14 protein-coding genes are annotated in these 17,693 nt (G+C 72.3%); 11 read left to right on the top strand and 3 right to left on the bottom strand.

All coding sequences use genetic code 11. The features are described from left to right. From HHX33_RS22185 to HHX33_RS22165, 5 genes are all read left to right on the top strand, one after another. Complete coding sequence (locus HHX33_RS22185; RefSeq protein ID WP_182876296.1) at positions 1 to 1,497, top strand: LLM class flavin-dependent oxidoreductase; 1,497 nt, start codon at positions 1 to 3, stop codon at positions 1,495 to 1,497. Between the two features lie 166 nt (positions 1,498 to 1,663). Beyond that, a complete protein-coding gene (gene add, locus HHX33_RS22180) occupies positions 1,664 to 2,653 on the top strand; it encodes an adenosine deaminase (RefSeq protein ID WP_182876295.1) in 990 nt (329 codons plus the stop codon). A gap of 158 nt (positions 2,654 to 2,811) precedes the next feature. Then, entirely contained in the window at positions 2,812 to 4,062 is a 1,251-nt protein-coding gene (locus HHX33_RS22175; RefSeq protein WP_111700239.1) for a hypothetical protein, read from the top strand. A gap of 281 nt (positions 4,063 to 4,343) precedes the next feature. After that, positions 4,344 to 4,817, top strand: coding sequence for an ATP-binding protein (locus tag HHX33_RS22170; protein WP_111700240.1), 474 nt, complete (start codon positions 4,344 to 4,346; stop codon positions 4,815 to 4,817). A gap of 84 nt (positions 4,818 to 4,901) precedes the next feature. Beyond that, positions 4,902 to 5,891, top strand: coding sequence for a sulfotransferase family protein (locus HHX33_RS22165; protein WP_182876294.1), 990 nt, complete (start codon positions 4,902 to 4,904; stop codon positions 5,889 to 5,891). Positions 5,892 to 6,079: 188 nt separating this feature from the next. On the opposite strand, the gene HHX33_RS22160 is transcribed toward HHX33_RS22165, so the two are convergent. After that, a complete protein-coding gene (locus HHX33_RS22160; RefSeq protein ID WP_111700242.1) occupies positions 6,080 to 6,955 on the bottom strand; it encodes a hypothetical protein in 876 nt (291 codons plus the stop codon). A 321-nt stretch (positions 6,956 to 7,276) separates the two neighbouring features. On the opposite strand from HHX33_RS22160, the gene HHX33_RS22155 reads away from it, so the two are divergent. Together HHX33_RS22155 and gndA are read left to right on the top strand one after the other, a co-directional pair. Then, a complete protein-coding gene (locus HHX33_RS22155) occupies positions 7,277 to 8,548 on the top strand; it encodes a TIGR03118 family protein (protein ID WP_182876293.1) in 1,272 nt (423 codons plus the stop codon). Between the two features lie 93 nt (positions 8,549 to 8,641). Next, on the top strand, positions 8,642 to 10,063 hold the full coding sequence (gene gndA, locus HHX33_RS22150) for an NADP-dependent phosphogluconate dehydrogenase (RefSeq protein ID WP_111700244.1): 1,422 nt from the start codon (positions 8,642 to 8,644) through the stop codon (positions 10,061 to 10,063). A gap of 160 nt (positions 10,064 to 10,223) precedes the next feature. Here the strand turns inward: gndA and HHX33_RS22145 are convergent, their stop codons facing one another. Further along, positions 10,224 to 11,822 (bottom strand): MDR family MFS transporter, encoded by a 1,599-nt coding sequence (locus tag HHX33_RS22145; RefSeq protein ID WP_182876292.1) that lies wholly within the window; start codon positions 11,820 to 11,822, stop codon positions 10,224 to 10,226. Between the two features lie 117 nt (positions 11,823 to 11,939). On the opposite strand from HHX33_RS22145, the gene HHX33_RS22140 reads away from it, so the two are divergent. From HHX33_RS22140 to HHX33_RS22130, 3 genes are all read left to right on the top strand, one after another. After that, entirely contained in the window at positions 11,940 to 12,500 is a 561-nt protein-coding gene (locus tag HHX33_RS22140) for a TetR/AcrR family transcriptional regulator (protein ID WP_182876291.1), read from the top strand. A gap of 26 nt (positions 12,501 to 12,526) precedes the next feature. After that, complete coding sequence (locus HHX33_RS22135; RefSeq protein WP_111700247.1) at positions 12,527 to 12,928, top strand: nitroreductase family deazaflavin-dependent oxidoreductase; 402 nt, start codon at positions 12,527 to 12,529, stop codon at positions 12,926 to 12,928. A 135-nt stretch (positions 12,929 to 13,063) separates the two neighbouring features. Then, positions 13,064 to 13,729, top strand: coding sequence for a rhomboid family intramembrane serine protease (locus HHX33_RS22130; RefSeq protein ID WP_220502072.1), 666 nt, complete (start codon positions 13,064 to 13,066; stop codon positions 13,727 to 13,729). Positions 13,730 to 13,777: 48 nt separating this feature from the next. Here HHX33_RS22130 and HHX33_RS37310 read toward each other — a convergent pair whose 3' ends face one another. Continuing rightward, positions 13,778 to 14,941 (bottom strand): sensor histidine kinase, encoded by a 1,164-nt coding sequence (locus HHX33_RS37310; RefSeq protein ID WP_182876290.1) that lies wholly within the window; start codon positions 14,939 to 14,941, stop codon positions 13,778 to 13,780. Between the two features lie 138 nt (positions 14,942 to 15,079). Between HHX33_RS37310 and HHX33_RS22120 the strand changes: the two genes are divergently transcribed. Further along, positions 15,080 to 17,572: a DEAD/DEAH box helicase gene (locus HHX33_RS22120; RefSeq protein WP_182876355.1), complete on the top strand. Its 2,493-nt coding sequence runs from the start codon at positions 15,080 to 15,082 to the stop codon at positions 17,570 to 17,572. Positions 17,573 to 17,693: the final 121 nt, after the last annotated feature.

Raw genomic sequence — 17,693 nt, 5'->3', positions numbered from 1 at the left:
ATGGCCGATTTTGGGCATGACCTGTGGTTCGGGGCCTTCCTCAGGCCGGACGCGGCGGGGCACCACCGGATCGTGCGGCAGGCCGTTCTGGCCGACGAGCTGGGCCTTGACGTCATCGGCGTCCAGGACCACCCGTACCAGCCGTCGTTCCTGGACACCTGGACGCTGCTGTCGGTGCTCGCGGCGCGCACGGAGCGGGTGCGGCTGTTCCCCGACGTGGTGAACCTCCCGCTGCGGCCGCCCGCGGTGCTGGCCAGGGCCGCCGCGTCGCTCGACATCCTCAGCGGCGGCCGGGTGGAGCTGGGGCTCGGGGCCGGGGCGTTCTGGGACGGCGTCGCGGCCATGGGCGGTCCGCGCCGCGACCCCGGCGACGCGGTCGAGGCGCTGGAGGAGGCCGTCGCGGTCCTGCGCGCGCTGTGGACGCCCGGCGAGGGCGTACGGCTCGATGGCCGGCACTACCGGCTGGAGGGCGCGCGGCCGGGGCCGTTCCCCCCGCATCCGATCGGGCTGTGGATCGGCGCGTACAAGCGGCGCATGCTGGAGCTGACCGGCCGGCTCGGCGACGGCTGGGTGCCATCGTCGGGGTACGCCGCGCCGGACGACCTGGGCGCCATGACGGCGATCCTGGACGCCGCCGCCGAACGGGCCGGGCGCGATCCCGCCGGGATCCGCCGCGTCTACAACATCGAGGGACGGTTCTCCGGCGCCGCCGGGGAGGGCTTCCTGAACGGGCCGCCCGCCGTGTGGGCCGAGCGGCTCGCCGGTCTCGTGCGGGACCACGGCATGAGCGTCTTCGTGCTCGCGGTGGACGACGACAGGGACCTCAAGGTCTTCGCCGAGGAGGTCGCCCCCGCCGTACGCGAGGCGGTGGCACGGGAGCGCGGACGGGCCGGACGGGCGGACGAGGACGCGGTGGCCCCGGCCGACCGGCGGGCCGCGACCTCGGTGCCGGCCGCCCTGGACGAGGCCACCCGGCCGCGGCTGCCCAAGCGGGATCTCGCCGCGCTGACGCCGCAGCAGCGGGCGGCCGGGCAGCGGCTCGTGCTCATCCACGACCACCTGCGCCGCGAGCTGACCCAGATCAGGGACGCGCTGGAGCAGGTCGCCGCGGGCCGCTCCGACGCCGCGGCGCTCCGCTCGATGATCAACGAGCTCACCATGCGGCAGAACTACTGGACGCTGGGCACGTTCTGCGCGTCGTACTGCCGGCTGCTGACCACTCACCACACGATCGAGGACGAGCACATGTTCCCGATGCTGGCGGCGGCGCAGGGCTCGCTGGCGCCGGTGGTCGAGCGGCTGGAGCAGGAGCACGAGGTGATCGCCGAGGTGCTGACCGGCCTGGACGCCGCGCTCGTGGCGATGATCGAGGACCCGGACCGGCTCGACGGCGTCCGCGCGCAGGTGGACCTGCTGTCGGACGTGCTGCTGTCGCACCTGCGGTACGAGGAGGAGGAGCTCGTCGAGCCCATCTCCCGCCTCGGCCTCGACATCTGAGGACCGGCGCCTGAGCACCGGCGCCCGGGCACCCGCGCCTGAGCGCCGGTACCCAGGCATCGGTATCCGGGCGCCGGCATCCGGGCGCCGGCATCCGGGCGCCGGCATCCGGGCGCGGCCGGAAACCGGGGTGCGGCGGCGGGGCCCGCGCGCCTACGCTGCCGCCGTGCGCGATCTCGCCCTGCTGCCCAAGACCCACCTGCACGTCCACCTGGAGAGCACGGTCCGGCCGGACACGCTGGCCGAGATCGCGGCGGCCAACGGCCTGCCCGTGCCTGCCCGCCCCGCCGGGCCCTTCGCCGGCTTCCGCGAGTTCGCCGACCACGGTTCGCTCGTACGGGAGTGCCTGGTCCGGCCGGAGGACTTCCATCGGATCGCCGTGGAGTTCTGCGCGGACGAGGCGGCGCAGGGCACCCGGTGGGCGGAGGTGACCTTCACCGCGGCCTCGCACGGCGAACGGCTCGGCGCCCCGGAGATGCCGCTGGAGGCCGTGCTCGCCGGTCTCGCCGAAGGACGCGCGGCGTACGGCGTGGAGTGCGGGGTGCTGCTCGACCACTCGCGGCGGCGGCCGGTCGAGCGGGCCCGGCGCACCGTGGAGCTCGCGGCCCGGTACGCCGGGGACGGCGTGCTCGGCGTCGGAGTGGCCGGTGAGGAGTCCTACCCGCTGGCGCCGTTCGCCGAGGTCTTCGCCGGCGCGGCGGACGCGGGCCTGCACGTCGTGCACCACGCGGGCGAGATCGAGGGCCCCGGCAGCGTCCGCGAGGCGATCACGGTCGGGCGGGCCGAGCGCCTGGGCCACGGCGTCCGGGTGCTGGAGGACCCGGATCTCACCGCCGAGGTACGCGAGCGGGGCATCCCCCTGGAGGTGTGCCCGTCGTCCAACGTCGCGCTCGGCCTGGTGGACGGCCTCGCGGCCCATCCGCTCCCACGGCTTCGCGAGGCGGGGCTCGCCGTCACGCTGAACACCGACATCCCGTCCGTCACCGGGACCACCCTGACGGACGAGTACGCCAGGGTCCGGGAGGTCTTCGGCTACGACGACGCGGTGCTGGCCGGGCTCGCCCGCGCCTCGGTAGACGCGTCCTTCGCGCCGGAGGCGGCGAAGCGGGCGCTACGCCGCGACGTGGACGCCTGGCTCGCCGGTCCCGCCTCCTGAGTGTCCAGTGATGCCGGGCGGACGAGGTTGAATCAAAAGGCGTATCTGTGACCCGGCACAAGCCAAGTGGCGCGAGTCAGGCGTGTTTCCCCCCGCGGAGGCCTGCCCTTCTGGGATGATCTCGGGAAAAACCATCGGACATCGAGAGACCGTGACTGATGCCCCCCATTGACCAACTAACCGCCTTCGTGTCGGCCCATCCGGTCGAGACAGTCATCATCAGCGTCATCGCCCTGGTCTTGCTGGTCCTGGCCTTCTTCGCGCTCCGCGCCCTCATCCGCCTGTTCCGCCGCTGGGCGGCCGGCCGTCCCACCGAGGACGTCCTCACCATCGTCGCCGCCAGCATCGCGACCGGCGTCTCCGCGCAGGGCATGTGGCGCTTCTCCGGCGACGTGCTCGGCTTCGACGGGCCGCTGCGGCTCCTGCTGTTCGCCTTCATCGAGGTCGCCGTCATCACCAGCGCCGTACGGGCCCGGCGCAACATGCGGGAGAACTACTCCGCCGGCATCGACGGCGTCGCCGTCTGGGCGCTCACCTGCCTGTCGGCGGTCCTGTCGAGCATGGACGCCCGCAGCGTCGCCGAGGCCGTGTTCCGGCTCGCCGCCCCGCTCGTGGCCGCCTGGCTGTGGGAACGCGGCATGGCGATCGAGCGGGTCCGCATCACCGGCCGCGGCCGCATCAACTGGCGGCTGACCCCCGAGCGGATCCTGGTCCGGGTCGGCCTGGCCGAGGTGAGCGACCGTACGGCGAGCGAGGTGGACGCGCACCGCAGGCTCACCCGGGTGGCGCTGGCCGCCAAGCGGGTCCGGGCGCTCCGCGAGGCCGGGGCGCCGGACCGCAAGATGCGCGCCGCGATGGCGAGGCTCGACAAGGCGATGGACCAGGCCGTCGAGTACACCGGGCTGGCCGTGGACGAGAAGCGGCAGGAGGCGCTGCTGTCGCAGATCGGCGCCCTCTACAACACCTCGGCGCTGATCGACCTCGCCCCGCCGGTGCCGTGGGGGCCGGAGCCCGAGCCGCCGGCCCCGGTGGCGCTGCCCGCCGCGACCATCGCGGAGCTGATCGACGACGAGGAGGAGGACCTCCCGGCCGAGCCGGCGCCCGTCGTCGACACCGCCCAGCGCGCGACCCAGTTGCGCACCGCGCGGCAGTACTGGGACCAGCAGATCGCGCGCAAGTACGTCCCCCGGGCCGCCGACATCGCCAAGGAGGTCGGCATCCCGCTCCTCGTGGCGAAGGAGTGGCGGGCGCTGTGGAAGCTCGAACCCCAGGCGTACGCGCTGATCGAGGCGGCGTACCGGGAGCACGGGATCGTCGACACCGGCACGTTCCCGGCCATCGAGGTGCCCGAGCGCGAGCGCGTGCTCGTCGTCAACGGCTCCGCCGGAGCGGCGCACGACGCCTCCTGAACTGACCGTACGCGTCGCAGGGCGGCGGGCCGGAGAACCGGCCCCGCCGCCCTGTGTTTTTTCGGAACCGGCACGCTTCCGGAACCGGCGCGGTCCCGCGACCGGCCCATTCGCCGGGCGGCGTCTTTCCGGACCGCTTTCCCGGACGCTTACCACCCCCGATACCGGACACTTTCCGGCGTCTCGGGCAAGGACACTCCTACTTTCCCGTGACATCGCGGGCGGCCGCGCGGACGTCAACTCTGCGGCGACTGACTCGGCTCCCACGCTGAAGGAGTGCTATGGAGATCTCGGGGGACGGCGAGGGAAACCGCGTGGCGCGGCTCGCGGGCGGACGGGACCAGGTGGGGCGGGCGCGCAGGCTCGTGTCGGCCGCCCTGGGGCGCGGCCACCCCCGGCACGACGACTGTGTCCTGCTCACGAGCGAGATCGCGACCAACGCCGTCGTCCACTCCCGCTCGGGGAACGGCGGCACGTTCACGCTCACGGTGTCGTGCCTGCCCGACCGGGTGCGCATCGGCGTGCAGGACGACGGCTCCGCCGGGCCGCCCTGCGCCGGTCACCCGCTGCCGAACGCGTCGAGCCAGGGCGGGCGCGGCATGCCGCTGCTCGACATGCTCTCCGACCGGTGGGGACTGGTCCGGGAGGGCGGACGCAACGAGGTGTGGTTCGAGATCTGGTTCGACGGCGGGCGGCGCCCGGCCGCCCTGCGGCGCGGGTGGCCGGCGACCCGCATCCGGCTCGTCGCCGGCTGAGCGGGTACACCCATTTGTGGTGATTTCACGTTGGGAAGGGGCAAAAACCAACTAACCTAATCGGGAAAGTAGGAGGACTTTTCCATGGCTCTGCCCGACTTCCTGGTCATCGGTGTGCCGAAAGCCGGCACCACCGCCCTGCACGCGGCGCTCGCCCGCCACCCGGGGCTCTTCATGTCACCCGTCAAGGAACCGAAGTTCTTCCTCACCGACGGCCCGCCGCCGGCCAAGGGCGGGCCGGGCGACGCGGAGACCTACCGCGAGCACGTGTGGCGGCGCGCCGACTACGAGGCGCTCTTCGCGGACGCGCCGCCCGGGACGCTGGCCGGCGAGTCCACCCCCTTCTACCTGTACGACCTGGACGCCCAGCGGCGGATCAGGGAGACCGTCCCCGACGCGAAGCTGATCGTCTCGCTGCGCGACCCGGTGGAACGGGCGCACTCCAACTGGACGCACCTGTGGTCGGCCGGCCTGGAGCCGATCGGCGACGTCATCGAGGCGTGCGCCGCCGAGAAGCGGCGCGTCGCGGACGGCTGGTCGCCGTTCTGGCACTACGTGGGCCTCGGCCGGTACGGCGAGCAGCTCGCGCACCTGTTCACGCTGTTCCCCCGCGAGCAGGTGCTGGTCTTCCGCTACCGCGACCTGGTCGACCGGCCCGCCGACACGCTGGCCCGCATCTGCGCCTTCCTGGGGGTGGAGCAGGGGCTCGTCGGCGAGGTGCCCAGGGAGAACGTCACCGCCCATCCGCGGCAGAGCCGCAGGCACCGGGTCCTCGCCCGGCTCGCCCGGCTCGGGGACCCCTTCCTGGGCCAGCGGCTGACCAGTCCGCTGGAGCGGATGCTGCAGCGCGACGCGCAGCCCCGGCGGCCGCTCACCTGGGAGCAGCGCCAGGAGCTGCTGGCCTACTTCGCCGCCGACATCGCGATGCTCCGCGACCTGCTGGAGGAGGACTTCGGCGACTGGCTGCGTCCCCGGGAGCGGTCGGGCGGCCTGGTGGGCGCCCGGCCGGACGGCCAGCGGCAGGCCCGAAACGGCCGCGTCAGAGGCGTGGACGGCCCGCCGGCCGGGCGGTGACACCCGGCCGGAGCGCGAGCCCCACTCGTGCTCCGGCCGCCACCTCTCCCACTCCGGCTCCCACCACCCGGCACGCGCCACCCGGCTCCCGCGGCCCCGGCCTCCCGGCCCGGCCGTCCGCCGACGCCCCGGACCCGCCCGGCGGTGGTCGGCAGAGGTGGTCGGCGGAGGTGGTCAGCCGTCAGTGGTCAGCGCAGCTCGGTACGCAGCTCGTGGCCCCCGTCGGCGCGGGTCAGCTCGTAGTACAGCCGGTGGCCGCCGGGCACGGGCACGACCGACAGGTAACGCAGCCCGCCCGCCCCGTGCTCCGACTGGGCGACGGGCGCGGTCCCGGTCGCGGTGAGGGTGGACGGGTCGGGGCCGATCGCCACGCCCGTGCGCTCCTCGTAGTTCTCCGCCGCCGACGCGCGGCCGTCGTAGTAGGCGATGACGGTCTCCCCGCTGAAGGTGACCGCGCTCACCCGTACACCGCGGGAGTCCCACTGGCCGGGCCGCCGGTCGAGCGCGGTCCCCTGCCAGGTCCAGGCGATCCCGTCCGCGCTGGTGGCGTAGTCGGTCACCATCTGGTCGGCCTCGTCGGGGTCCTCCAGCGGGTGGCACGACGCCCACAGGTGCCACACGCCGCCGTGGTGCAGGATGACCGGGTCCTTGACACCGGTCTTGAGGTCGCCGGGGAGCACGACCCGCGCGTCGGCGGGGTCGAACTCCGCCGGGTCGGCGGCCTCGATCATCTCGACCCGCCAGTGCTTGGTGCCGTACGTGGCGCAGCTGAGGTAGAGGCGCCACGACCCGTCGGGCGTCGCCACGAGCGTGGGCCGCTCCAGCGACTCGGTCTTCATCTCGTCCTTGGTGATCGTGAGGATCCGCTCGAACCGCTCGCCGTCGGCCGACCGGGCGATCTCCACGGCGTACCCCCGGCCGGAGCCGATCGGGCGGCGCAGCCGGTAGGCCAGATAGATCCACCCGTCCCGGCTCACGGCGCTGGGCGCGCCCGCCCAGTAGCCGGGCCCGTCTCCGGGTGGCGGGATCGCGACGACTGACCGTTCCGGCTTCGGTGCGAACACGTCTCTTCTCCGTGGGTGCGCGACGACGGTGGGCGGCTTGACGCCGTCCCTTCCTGGCTGTCCTCAATTACCAGCGGCCCGACGAGGAGGCCAAGCGTCCTCGCCATCGGACGGCCATCTCTATACAAAACCCGCTTAGTTTGCGGGTTTTGTCAGGATAGGCCAGAAACCACGATGCGCGCGCCCCCCACCTGCGACGGAAAAGGGACTGAACCCGGAGCGGCAGGGGGGCGTATCTCCGGGCGTAAGGGCATGCCGACACCGTTCCGACCCCCTCGCAGTCCGACCCCTCACAGGTCTGACCCACTTTCAGGAGGCCCCATGCGGGCACGTATCGTCACGCTCTGCGCCGCGCCGCTCACGCTGGCGCTCGCCGGCGCGGCCCCGGCCCATCCCGCCTCGGCCGCCGGCGCCTCGCGCCACGCGGAGAGCCGTCCCGGCCACCAGGCCCACCCACTCGCCCGTCCCCTCGCCCGCCCGCCCGCTCAGGCGGCGCGCACGTCCACCCGGTTCGCCGAGGTCCCCCTGGTCTCCGACGTGGCGGGCAAGGCCGCCGTCACGGACCCGAAGCTGGTCAACCCCTGGGGCCTCGCCATGGGCGCGACCCTGTGGGTGTCCAACGCGGGCACCGGCACCGCCACCGTCTACACCGGCGGCGCGGGCGGTGCTGGCGGTGCGGGCGCGGTCAGGAAGGCCCCCACCACGGTCGCGATCCCCGGCGGGACCCCCACCGGGCAGGTGGCGTACGCCGGGAACGCCTTCACGATCAAGGGGAAGGCGGGGACCGCGCCCGCCTCGTTCATCTTCTCCAGCCCGAGCGGTGCCATCACCGCCTGGAGCGCCAAGGCCGACCCCGGCAACGCGGTCATCGCCGCGTTCACCCGCGGCGCCGACTACAAGGGCCTGGCGCTGATGAACACCAACCGCGGCACGTTCCTGCTCGCGCCGTCGTTCTCCCACCGCCGCGTCCACGTCTTCGACGAGGACTTCCGGCGGGTGCGGCTGTCGAACCGCCAGTTCCGCGACCCGTCGCTGCCCGCCCGCTACTCCCCCTTCAACGTGGAGATCGTCGGCGACTCCGTCATGGTCGCGTACGCGCGGCGCGATCCCGGCACCGGCAAGCCGGTCGCGGGGCGGGGCAACGGGTTCGTCAGCGTGTTCACCGCCGACGGGCGTTTCGTACGGCGCCTCGCCTCCCGCGGCCCGCTCAACGCGCCCTGGGCGATGACCCTCGCCCCCCAGGGGTTCGGCGCGTACGCCGGGGCGCTGCTCGTGGGCAACTTCGGCGACGGGTGGATCAACGCGTACAACCCCCGGACCGGCCGCTACCTCGGCCCGCTGCGCCGCGCGGACGGCGGGGCGATCGCCCTGGAGGGCCTGTGGGACCTCGAACCGGGCACGGCCGGAAACGGCGGCACCGACGCGGTGTGGTTCTCGGCCGGGATCTCCGGGGCGCGGCACGGGTTGCTCGGCCTGATCCGCCCCGCCACCGCCGGCGGCGCCGCCTCCCCCTCGGCGGCGCCCTCCCCCTCACCCTCGCCTTCGGCCGCGCACCGCCACGGAAGCGGCGCCGGAAGCGGCTACGGCTACTGAGGATCGGGACGAAAGCCCAGCTCACGACGCTTGGCCGCGGACACGCCACCCCGCGGCCGAGCGCCCCCACCCGGGAGCGGTATGACTTTAGCCATGAACAAGGCAGACATCGGAGTGACGGGCCTCGCGGTCATGGGCCGCAACCTCGCCCGCAACTTCGCGCACCACGGTCATGTCGTCGCGGTCCACAACCGCACAGAGAGCCGCACCACCCGCTTCATGGAGGAGCACAAGGACGAGGGCGCGTTCGTGCCGGCGGGCACGATCGAGGAGTTCGTCGCCGCGCTCGAACGGCCCCGCAAGGCGATCATCATGGTCAAGGCCGGCGCCCCCACGGACGCGGTGATCGAGGAGCTCGCCGCCGTCATGGAGCCGGGCGACATGATCATCGACGGCGGCAATGCCCACTACCTGGACACCCGCCGCCGGGAGGCCGCGCTGCGCGAGCGGGGCATCCACTTCGTCGGCACCGGCATCTCCGGTGGCGAGGAGGGGGCCCTGAACGGCCCCAGCATCATGCCCGGCGGCGACCCCGAGGCGTACGCGACGCTCGGCCCGCTGCTGGAGGACATCGCGGCCAAGGTGGACGGCGTGTCGTGCTGCGTGCACATCGGCCCCGACGGCGCCGGCCACTTCGTGAAGATGGTGCACAACGGCATCGAGTACGCCGACATGCAGCTCATCGCGGAGTCGTACGACCTGCTGCGGCAGGCCCTCGGGCTGAACCCCAAGGAGCTCTCCGACGTCTTCCGCGAGTGGAACCGGGGCGACCTCGAGTCGTACCTCATCGAGATCACCGCCGAGGTGCTCGGCCACGTCGACGCCGCGACCGGGAAGCCGTTCGTGGACGTGGTGGTCGACCAGGCCGAGCAGAAGGGCACCGGCCGCTGGACCGTGCAGAGCGCCCTCGACCTCGGCGTCCCGGTGACGGGCATCGCCGAGGCGGTCTTCGCCCGGGCGCTGTCGGGCCACCCGGAGCAGCGGGCCGCGGCCCGCTCGCTCACCGGCCCGTCCGGCACCGCCGGCGACTCCGGCCTCGTCGAGGACGTGCGGCGGGCCCTGTACGCCTCCAAGGTGGTGGCGTACGCCCAGGGGTTCGACCAGATGGCCGCGGCGAGCGCGGAGTACGGCTGGAACCTGCGGCTCGGTGACATGGCCACGATTTGGCGGGGCGGCTGCATCATCCGGGCGCGCTTCCTCGACCGGATCAGGGCCGCCTACGACGCGGACCCGAACCTGCCGACGCTGCTGGTCGACCCCACGTTCGCGCAGGCCCTGGACGAGGCCCAGGAGTCGTGGCGGCGGGTCGTGGCCACGGCGGCGACGATCGGGGTGCCCACCCCGGGCTTCTCCTCGGCGCTCGCCTACTACGACGGGCTGCGCCGCGACCGGCTGCCGGCGGCGCTGCTGCAGGGGCTGCGCGACTTCTTCGGCGCGCACACCTACCGCCGCACCGACCGGGAGGGCGTCTTCCACACCGACTGGTCGGCGGACCGCGCCGAGCACTCCGCCTGACCGGTCTGCCCGACCGGTCCGCTTGACCGGTCCGCTTGACCGGTCCGCTTGACCGGCCCCGGAACCTGGTACGGCCCCCGCCCGCGCGGGGGCGAGGGCCGTACCGGCCGGATCTCAGCTCGGACTCAAGCTCGGCTCAAGCTCCCAGCTGTCAGCCGGCTCACTCGAAGGCGGCGGTCAGCGGCTCCGCCTTCTCGCCGCCGGGGGCGGCGGCGCTCGGAGCGCCGGTGCGCAGCGGGACGTGCTTGACGAACGCGGCGAGCACCGGGACGAGCACGGCGACCACGGCCGCCCAGAGGAAGACCGACCCGATGGCCGTGGCGAGGGCGTCCAGGAAGAACCCCTTGACCTGCGGGGGAAGCTGCTCGAGGGCCTTGGGGGTGATGCCCGCGCCGCCGCTGCCGACCTGCTTGGCCGCCGCCGGGCCGAGCTTGTCGCTCAGGGTGTCGGTGAGCCGGTTGTTGAAGATCGCGCCGAACATCGCGACGCCGAACGAACCGCCGATGGACCGGAAGAACGTGGAGGCGCTGCTGGCCACGCCGAGGTCCTTCTGCTCGACGCTGTTCTGCGCGATGAGCATCGTCGTCTGCATCAGGAAGCCCATGCCGAGGCCGAAGACGGCGATGAACGCGCCGGTCTGCCAGGACGGCGTGTTGACGTCCTGCAGCGACAGCAGCCACATGCCGACCGCCATGATCGCCCCGCCGATGACCGGATAGATCCGGTACTGCCCGGTCTGGGTGATCGCCTTGCCGACGAACAGCGACACGATCATCGACGTGATCATCATCGGCAGCAGGAGCAGGCCGGAGTTGGTCGCCGTGGAGCCCTGCACGATCTGCTGGAACAGCGGGATGAAGCTGATCGCGCCGAACATCGCGAAGCCCAGCAGGAAGCCGAGCGCCGAGATGAGCGAGAAGTTCCGGTTGGCGAACACGTGCAGCGGCATGATCGGCTCGGCCGCGCGCCGCTCGATCGGGATGAACAGCGCGAGCGAGACCACCGCGAGCCCGGCCAGCGACAGGATCTGCCAGGAGCCCCACGGGTAGCCGTGCGCCTGCCCGCCCCACGAGGTGATCAGCACGATCGCGGTGATGCCGATGGTGAGGACGGTCGCGCCGAGCCAGTCGATGCGGTGCTCGGTGCGGTGCCTGGGCAGGTGCAGCCGGAAGAACAGCCAGACCAGCGCGATACCGCCGAGGGGCAGGTTCACGTAGAACGCCCAGCGCCAGTCGAGGTGGTCGGTGATGAAGCCGCCGACGAGCGGCCCGGCGATCATCGCGAGCGACATGATCGCGGCCATGATGCCCTGGTACTGGCCGCGCTCGCGGGGCGGCACGAGGTCACCGATGATCGCCATGACGTTGACCATGAGGCCCCCGGCCCCGAGGCCCTGCAGCGCGCGGAACGCGATGAGTTCGGCCATGCCGTGCTCGGTGCCCCCGAACAGCGACGAGCCCGCCATGCCGCACAGCGCGGAGCCGACCAGGAACAGCACGATGGACCCGAGGAAGATGTTCTTGCGGCCGTAGAGGTCGCCGAGCTTGCCCCAGATCGGCGTGGACACCGTGGTGCCCAGGACGTACGACGTGGTGACCCAGGTGAAGTACTCCAGGCCGTTCAGTTCGCCGACGATCCTCGGCATCGCGGTGCCGACGATCATGTTGTCGAGCATCGCCAGCATGATCGCCAGCATCAGGCCGGGAAGTACGGCCATCACTTCTTTGGACCGCCCCGGCGCGGGCGGAGCCTCGGTCATCGTGGTGCCCCCATGAGTAAAGGTTCTGGATAGCTACTTACTTGCCGACAGGCTAGTGCGGATTTAAGGTATTGTCCTTACTTGCCGGCCGTCAAGTTCATTAGGGGTCAGCAGGACATGGGCACTCAGACCGACACACGCAGCCGCATCCAGGAGGTCGCGATCGGGCTCTTCACCGAGCAGGGGTACGAGGCGACGTCGCTCCGGGAGATAGCCGAGGCCCTCGGCGTGACCAAGGCGGCACTGTACTACCACTTCCGGACAAAAGAGGACATCGTCGCCAGCTTGGTCGAGGACCGCATCGCCGCGCTGGACGAGCTGATCGCGTGGGCGGCCGGGCGTCCCCCCACGGCGGAGACCCGCCGGGAGCTGATCCTGCGCTACTCCGCGCAGATGACCCGAGGGCGCCACCACGAGGTCATGCAGTTCATGGACCGTAACAAGACGGCGCTGCAGGGGCACGTCAAGGTCGACCTGATGCGTGACCGCATGGGCGCGCTGATGCAGTCCCTGTACGAGCCGGGGGATCCGCTGCCGGTGCGGCTCAAGCGCTCCATGGCGCTGTTCGCGATACACGCCGCGTGGTTCTTCATCCGCGAGGAGACGACGACCGACGAGCAGCGGACCGGGGCCGGCCTGGAGGTCGCCCTGGAACTGGCGGACGCCTCCGGCGGTTGACCCCGGCCCTGTGGGAAGGTGACCCCATGCTCTTCGGACAGGAACACGTCAGGCGTTACGTCGAGACCGCGGGTGAGGAGGGCCACGACTGGGAGGGCACCACCACGGCCATCCTCACCACCAGGGGCCGGAAGTCCGGGCAGCCCCGGAGCACCCCCCTGATCTACCAGCCGTACGGCGACGCCTATCTCGTGGTCGCCTCCAAGGGCGGGGCGGACGAGCACCCGCTGTGGTACCTCAACCTCCAGGCCGATCCCGAGGTCGAGTTCCAGATCAAGGGGGACAGGTTCAGGGCCCGGGCCCGTACGGCGACCGCGGCGGAACGGCCGGACATGTGGCGGACCATGGCCGCCGCCTGGCCGGCGTACGACGAGTACGCCACCAGGACCAGCCGGGAGATCCCGGTCGTCGTGATCGAACGCGCCTGACCCTTTCCGGCGGGGCCGCGTCACGACGCGGCCCCCGCACCCGGTGACTCGCGCGGCCGTCGGCGGTATGTTTCCCATGATCCCCAGTACCGTGGTGGTCCCCAGTAGCGTGATCCCCAGCACAGGGAGGGTTCCGTGAGCGACGGCCGCACCGCGGAGATCATGGTCGCCGAGGCCCGGAAGGCGTTCTGGGTCATGGTCGGCTTCCTGGCCCTGATCTGGGCCGTGCAGGTGGCCAACTGGGCCTCCGGCTACTCGCTGAGCTACAGCTTCGGCATCCGGCCGTGGGACGTCGAACGGCTGCCCGGCATCGTCTCCGCGCCGCTCCTGCACTGGAGCTGGGCGCACATCGAGGGCAACTCCGGGCCGCTGTTCATCTTCGGGTTCCTCGCGGCCTACCGGGGCGTGCGGCGCTTCCTCGGCGTCACCGGGCTGATCGCCGTCGCCAGCGGGCTCGGCTCCTGGTTCACCGCCGACGCCGCCACCGTCGGCGCGGGCGCGAGCGGCCTGGTCTTCGGCTACTTCGGGTACGTGCTCGTCCGCGGCGCGTTCGACCGGCACCTGATCGACATCGTCATCGGCCTGGTGATGGGCCTGTGCTTCGCCTACCAGTTCACCGGTCTGCTGCCGGCCGAGGGCATCGGCTGGCAGGCACACGTCTTCGGGTTCGTGGGCGGCATCCTCGGCGGCTACCTGTTCCGCGACCGCGGCGCACGGAGCGTGGAGAAGGAGCCCGGCGGCACCCCTCCCGGCGGCTCCCGGCCGGCCCTGCTGAAGGAGATCGAGGACCTGGGCCTCTAGCGTCCCCGCCCAGCGCGCCGGCCCGGTGCGTCGGCTCAGCGCCTCGGCTCAGTTTGCCGGGCGCTCCGGCGGGCGGTAGGGGATGCTGGCGTTGAGGGCGAATCCGCCTTCGGCGGTGGGCCCGTACGTGAGCCGCCCGCCCTGCTGGGCCACCCGCTCGCTCAGGCCGGTCAGCCCGTAGCCCGACCCCTCGTGGGCGGGCACCCGGGCCGGCGCCGCCCGGTTCCCGCCGCCGGCGGCGACGGCCCCTCCGCTGTTGACCACCGACACGTTGAGTGTGTCGCCGCGCGCCTCGCAGACCACCTGCACGTCGGTCCCGGGGGCGTGCTTGCGCACGTTGTTCAGCCCCTCCTGGATCACCCGGTAGCAGGTGTGCCCGGCCTGCCGGGACAACGCCTCGTCCGGGACCTCGTAGTGCAGCGCGACGCGCAGACCGGTGACCCGGCCCTCCTCGACCAGGCGCGGGATCCCCTCCACGCTCTCCGCCGAGGGCGGCAGGTCGCTGCTGCGCAGCGCCGTGAGCAGCTCGCGCAGCTCGGTCAGCGCCCGCACACCCTTGTCCTCGATGCTCCCGGCCAGCTTGCGGATCTCCCCGGGGTCGTCGGCGTCCTGGATGAGGCCCGCGTTGAGCACCATCACGGTGACGGCGTGCGTGACCGTGTCGTGCAGCTCCCACGCGATGCGGCGGCGCTCCAGCGCGGCCGCCTGCTCCTCGCCCGCCCGCGCGCTCTCCCGCAGCTCCCGGATCATCGCGCGGTAGCGCGACACCCAGTGGCCCGCCAGCGCGGGCAGGCAGACCAGCGCCACCGCCCAGACGACCGCCAGGAGAGGCGCGTGATCGCTGTAGGGGTTGACGCGGTCGACCACGACGTACACCCCGGCCAGCGCGGCGACCGCCCCGAGCCGGTGGCGTCCCCGGCGCTCGGCCGTCAGCGCGTACGCGGCGAGCGTCAGCGGCACGAGCTGGCCCGCGAACAGCGCGCACGCGGACGTGCCGGTGACCAGGGTCCACGGCGTGCGGCGCCGCGTCAGCACGGCCGCCGCCGCGGCCGACGTCACGGCCAGCCGTACGGCCTCCGGCACCGGCATCAGGGAGAAGGAACGGCCGGTGAGGATCGCGGGAACGGCGAAGGCGAGCACGGCGAGCGCGAGCAGCACGTCGCCGAGCGCGTCCCGGCGCCGCGCGACGAGCCCGGCCAAATTCTCCCCCACGCGGCCAGTTTGTGGGGTTGACCTGCGGATTCTGGCTGCGCCACGCCCCTTTGACGTAGTTGTGCCGCAGCTTGCCGTACCACGTGCCGGTCGAAACAGTCACGCGGCTTGGGCAGGATAAGAAGCGTGACCGAAAGCATGAGCCTCCTCCGCCGCCTGCCCTCCGGCTCCGACCCCGACGCGTTGTTCGACGCGTTCGCGTCGTGGAACGCGGAGCGGGGGCTCACGCTGTACCCCGCTCAGGAGGAGGCCCTCATCGAGGTCGTCTCCGGCAACAACGTGATCGTCTCGACCCCGACCGGCTCGGGCAAGAGCCTGATCGCCGCCGGAGCGCACTTCGCGGCGCTCGCCCGGGACGAGATCAGCTTCTACACCGCGCCGATCAAGGCGCTGGTGTCGGAGAAGTTCTTCGACCTGTGCGCGTTGTTCGGCACCGAGAACGTCGGGATGATGACCGGCGACGCCACGGTGAACGCCGACGCGCCGGTCATCTGCTGCACCGCCGAGATCCTCGCCCAGATCGCGCTGCGCGACGGCGCGGCCGCCGACGTCGGCACGGTGATCATGGACGAGTTCCACTTCTACGCGGAACCCGACCGCGGCTGGGCGTGGCAGGTGCCGCTGCTGGAGCTGCCGCAGGCGCAGTTCGTGCTGATGTCGGCCACCCTGGGCGACGTCGAGCGCTTCAAGACCGACCTCACGCGCCGCACCGGGCGCGACACCGCCGTCGTGAAGCACGCCGAGCGGCCGGTGCCGCTCATCTACTCCTACCGGGTCACCCCGCTGCACGAGACGCTGGAGGAGCTGCTGTCCACCCAGCAGGCCCCCGTGTACGTCGTCCACTTCACCCAGGCGGCGGCGATGGAGCGCGCCCAGGCGCTCATGAGCATCAACATGTGCAGCAAGGCGGAGAAGGAACAGATCGCCGCCCTGATCGGGAACTTCCGGTTCACCACCCGCTTCGGCCGGGCCCTGTCCCGGCTCGTACGGCACGGCATCGGCGTGCACCACGCCGGGATGCTGCCGAAGTACCGCCGCCTGGTGGAGCGCCTCGCGCAGGCGGGGCTGCTGAAGGTCATCTGCGGCACCGACACCCTCGGCGTGGGGGTGAACGTCCCGATCCGGACCGTGCTGTTCACCGCGCTGTCGAAGTTCGACGGCACGAAGGTGCGGCGGCTGCGGGCGCGGGAGTTCCACCAGATCGCCGGCCGGGCCGGGCGGGCCGGCTTCGACACGGTCGGCTACGTCGTCTGCCAGGCCCCCGACTACGTGATCGAGAACGAGCGGGCGCTGGCGAAGATCGGCGACGATCCCAAGCGGCGCCGCGGCTACGCCCGCAAGAAGCCGCCGGAGGGGTTCGTCGGCTGGAGCGAGGACACGTTCGAGAAGCTCCAGACGGCCGAGCCCGAACCGCTGACCTCACGCTTCAAGGTCAGCAACGCCATGCTGCTGTCGATCATCAACCGTCCCGGCGACTGCTTCCAGGCGATGAAACGGCTGCTGACCGACAACCACGAGGACCGCAAGGCCCAGCGCCGCCACATCAGCCACGCCATCGCGATCTACCGGTCGCTGCTGGCCGGCGGCATCGTCGAGAAGCTCGCCGAGCCCGACGAGCACGGCCGCATGGCCCGGCTCACCGTGGACCTGCAGGAGGACTTCGCGCTCAACCAGGCGCTGGCCACGTTCGCGCTGGCGAGCTTCGAACTGCTCGACCGCGCCTCCCCCACGTACGCGCTGGACCTGGTCTCCATCGTGGAGTCGACGCTGGACGACCCCCGGCAGATCCTGCACGCCCAGCTCAACAAGGCCAGGGCCGAGGCGGTCGCGCAGATGAAGGCCGACGGCATCGAGTACGAGGAGCGGATGGAGCGCCTCGCGGAGATCACCCACCCGATGCCGCTGGCCGACCTGCTCTTCGGCGCGTACGAGACCTACCGGCGCGGGCACCCCTGGGTCGGCGACCACGTCGTGAGCCCCAAGACGATCGTGCGCGACATGTACGAAAGGGCGATGACCTTCACCGATTACATCCAGTTCTACGAGCTGGCCCGCTCGGAGGGCACGGTGCTGCGCTACCTGGCCGACGCGTACCGCACGCTGTCGAAGACCGTGCCCGAGCACCTGAAGACCGACGACCTCGTGGACCTCATCGAATGGCTGGGCGAACTGGTGCGCCAGGTCGACTCCAGCCTCATCGACGAGTGGGAGAAGCTGGCCAACCCGGCCGAGGCCCTGGCCGCCGGGCAGGAGCAGCTGGAGACCAGGACCCGCCCGGTCACCGCCAACCCGCGCGCCTTCCGGGTGCTGGTGCGCAACGCGATGTTCCGCCTGGTGGAGCTGGCCGCGCTCGACCGCGAGGAGGAGCTGACCGAGCTCTATCCGGACGTCGACTGGGGCGCGGCCCTCGACGCCTACTACGAGGAGCACGACGAGGTCCTCACCGGCCCGGACGCCCGCGGCCCGGCCCTCCTGCTGATCGAGGAGGAGAAGGAGCTGTGGCGGGTGCGCCAGATCGTCGACGACCCGGCCGGCAACCACGACTGGGGCATCGCCGCGGAGGTCGACCTCGCCGCCTCCGACGAGGAGGGCCACGCCGTCCTCCACGTCACGGGCCTCACCCGCCTCTGACCCCCGCCCGCCTCCGACCCTCGCCACGCCCGTCCCTCAGGACCTGCCGCCGTCGCCGGGCACCGGGGTCTCCGGTGACGGCCCGCGGAGGCGGGACCGGGGATTTGTCGGTACGGCTGTC

Origin of the sequence: Microbispora sp. H10670, from assembly GCF_014161385.1 — a bacterium.
GTDB lineage: Bacteria > Actinomycetota > Actinomycetes > Streptosporangiales > Streptosporangiaceae > Microbispora > Microbispora triticiradicis.
Note: the sequence above shows the minus strand (reverse complement) of the source record. Positions and strands in the feature narration are given on the sequence as shown.

What these genes read in the sequence shown, in the direction of transcription:
- HHX33_RS22185 (WP_182876296.1), top strand. Translation starts at nt 1, where the DNA reads ATGGCCGATTTTGGGCATGACCTGTGGTTCGGGGCCTTCCTCAGGCCG.
- HHX33_RS22135 (WP_111700247.1), top strand. Translation starts at nt 12,527, where the DNA reads ATGCTCTTCGGACAGGAACACGTCAGGCGTTACGTCGAGACCGCGGGT.
- gndA (WP_111700244.1), top strand. Translation starts at nt 8,642, where the DNA reads ATGAACAAGGCAGACATCGGAGTGACGGGCCTCGCGGTCATGGGCCGC.
- HHX33_RS22140 (WP_182876291.1), top strand. Translation starts at nt 11,940, where the DNA reads ATGGGCACTCAGACCGACACACGCAGCCGCATCCAGGAGGTCGCGATC.
- HHX33_RS22170 (WP_111700240.1), top strand. Translation starts at nt 4,344, where the DNA reads ATGGAGATCTCGGGGGACGGCGAGGGAAACCGCGTGGCGCGGCTCGCG.
- HHX33_RS22155 (WP_182876293.1), top strand. Translation starts at nt 7,277, where the DNA reads ATGCGGGCACGTATCGTCACGCTCTGCGCCGCGCCGCTCACGCTGGCG.
- HHX33_RS22120 (WP_182876355.1), top strand. Translation starts at nt 15,080, where the DNA reads ATGAGCCTCCTCCGCCGCCTGCCCTCCGGCTCCGACCCCGACGCGTTG.
- HHX33_RS22175 (WP_111700239.1), top strand. Translation starts at nt 2,812, where the DNA reads ATGCCCCCCATTGACCAACTAACCGCCTTCGTGTCGGCCCATCCGGTC.
- HHX33_RS22145 (WP_182876292.1), bottom strand. Translation starts at nt 11,822, where the DNA reads ATGACCGAGGCTCCGCCCGCGCCGGGGCGGTCCAAAGAAGTGATGGCC.
- HHX33_RS22165 (WP_182876294.1), top strand. Translation starts at nt 4,902, where the DNA reads ATGGCTCTGCCCGACTTCCTGGTCATCGGTGTGCCGAAAGCCGGCACC.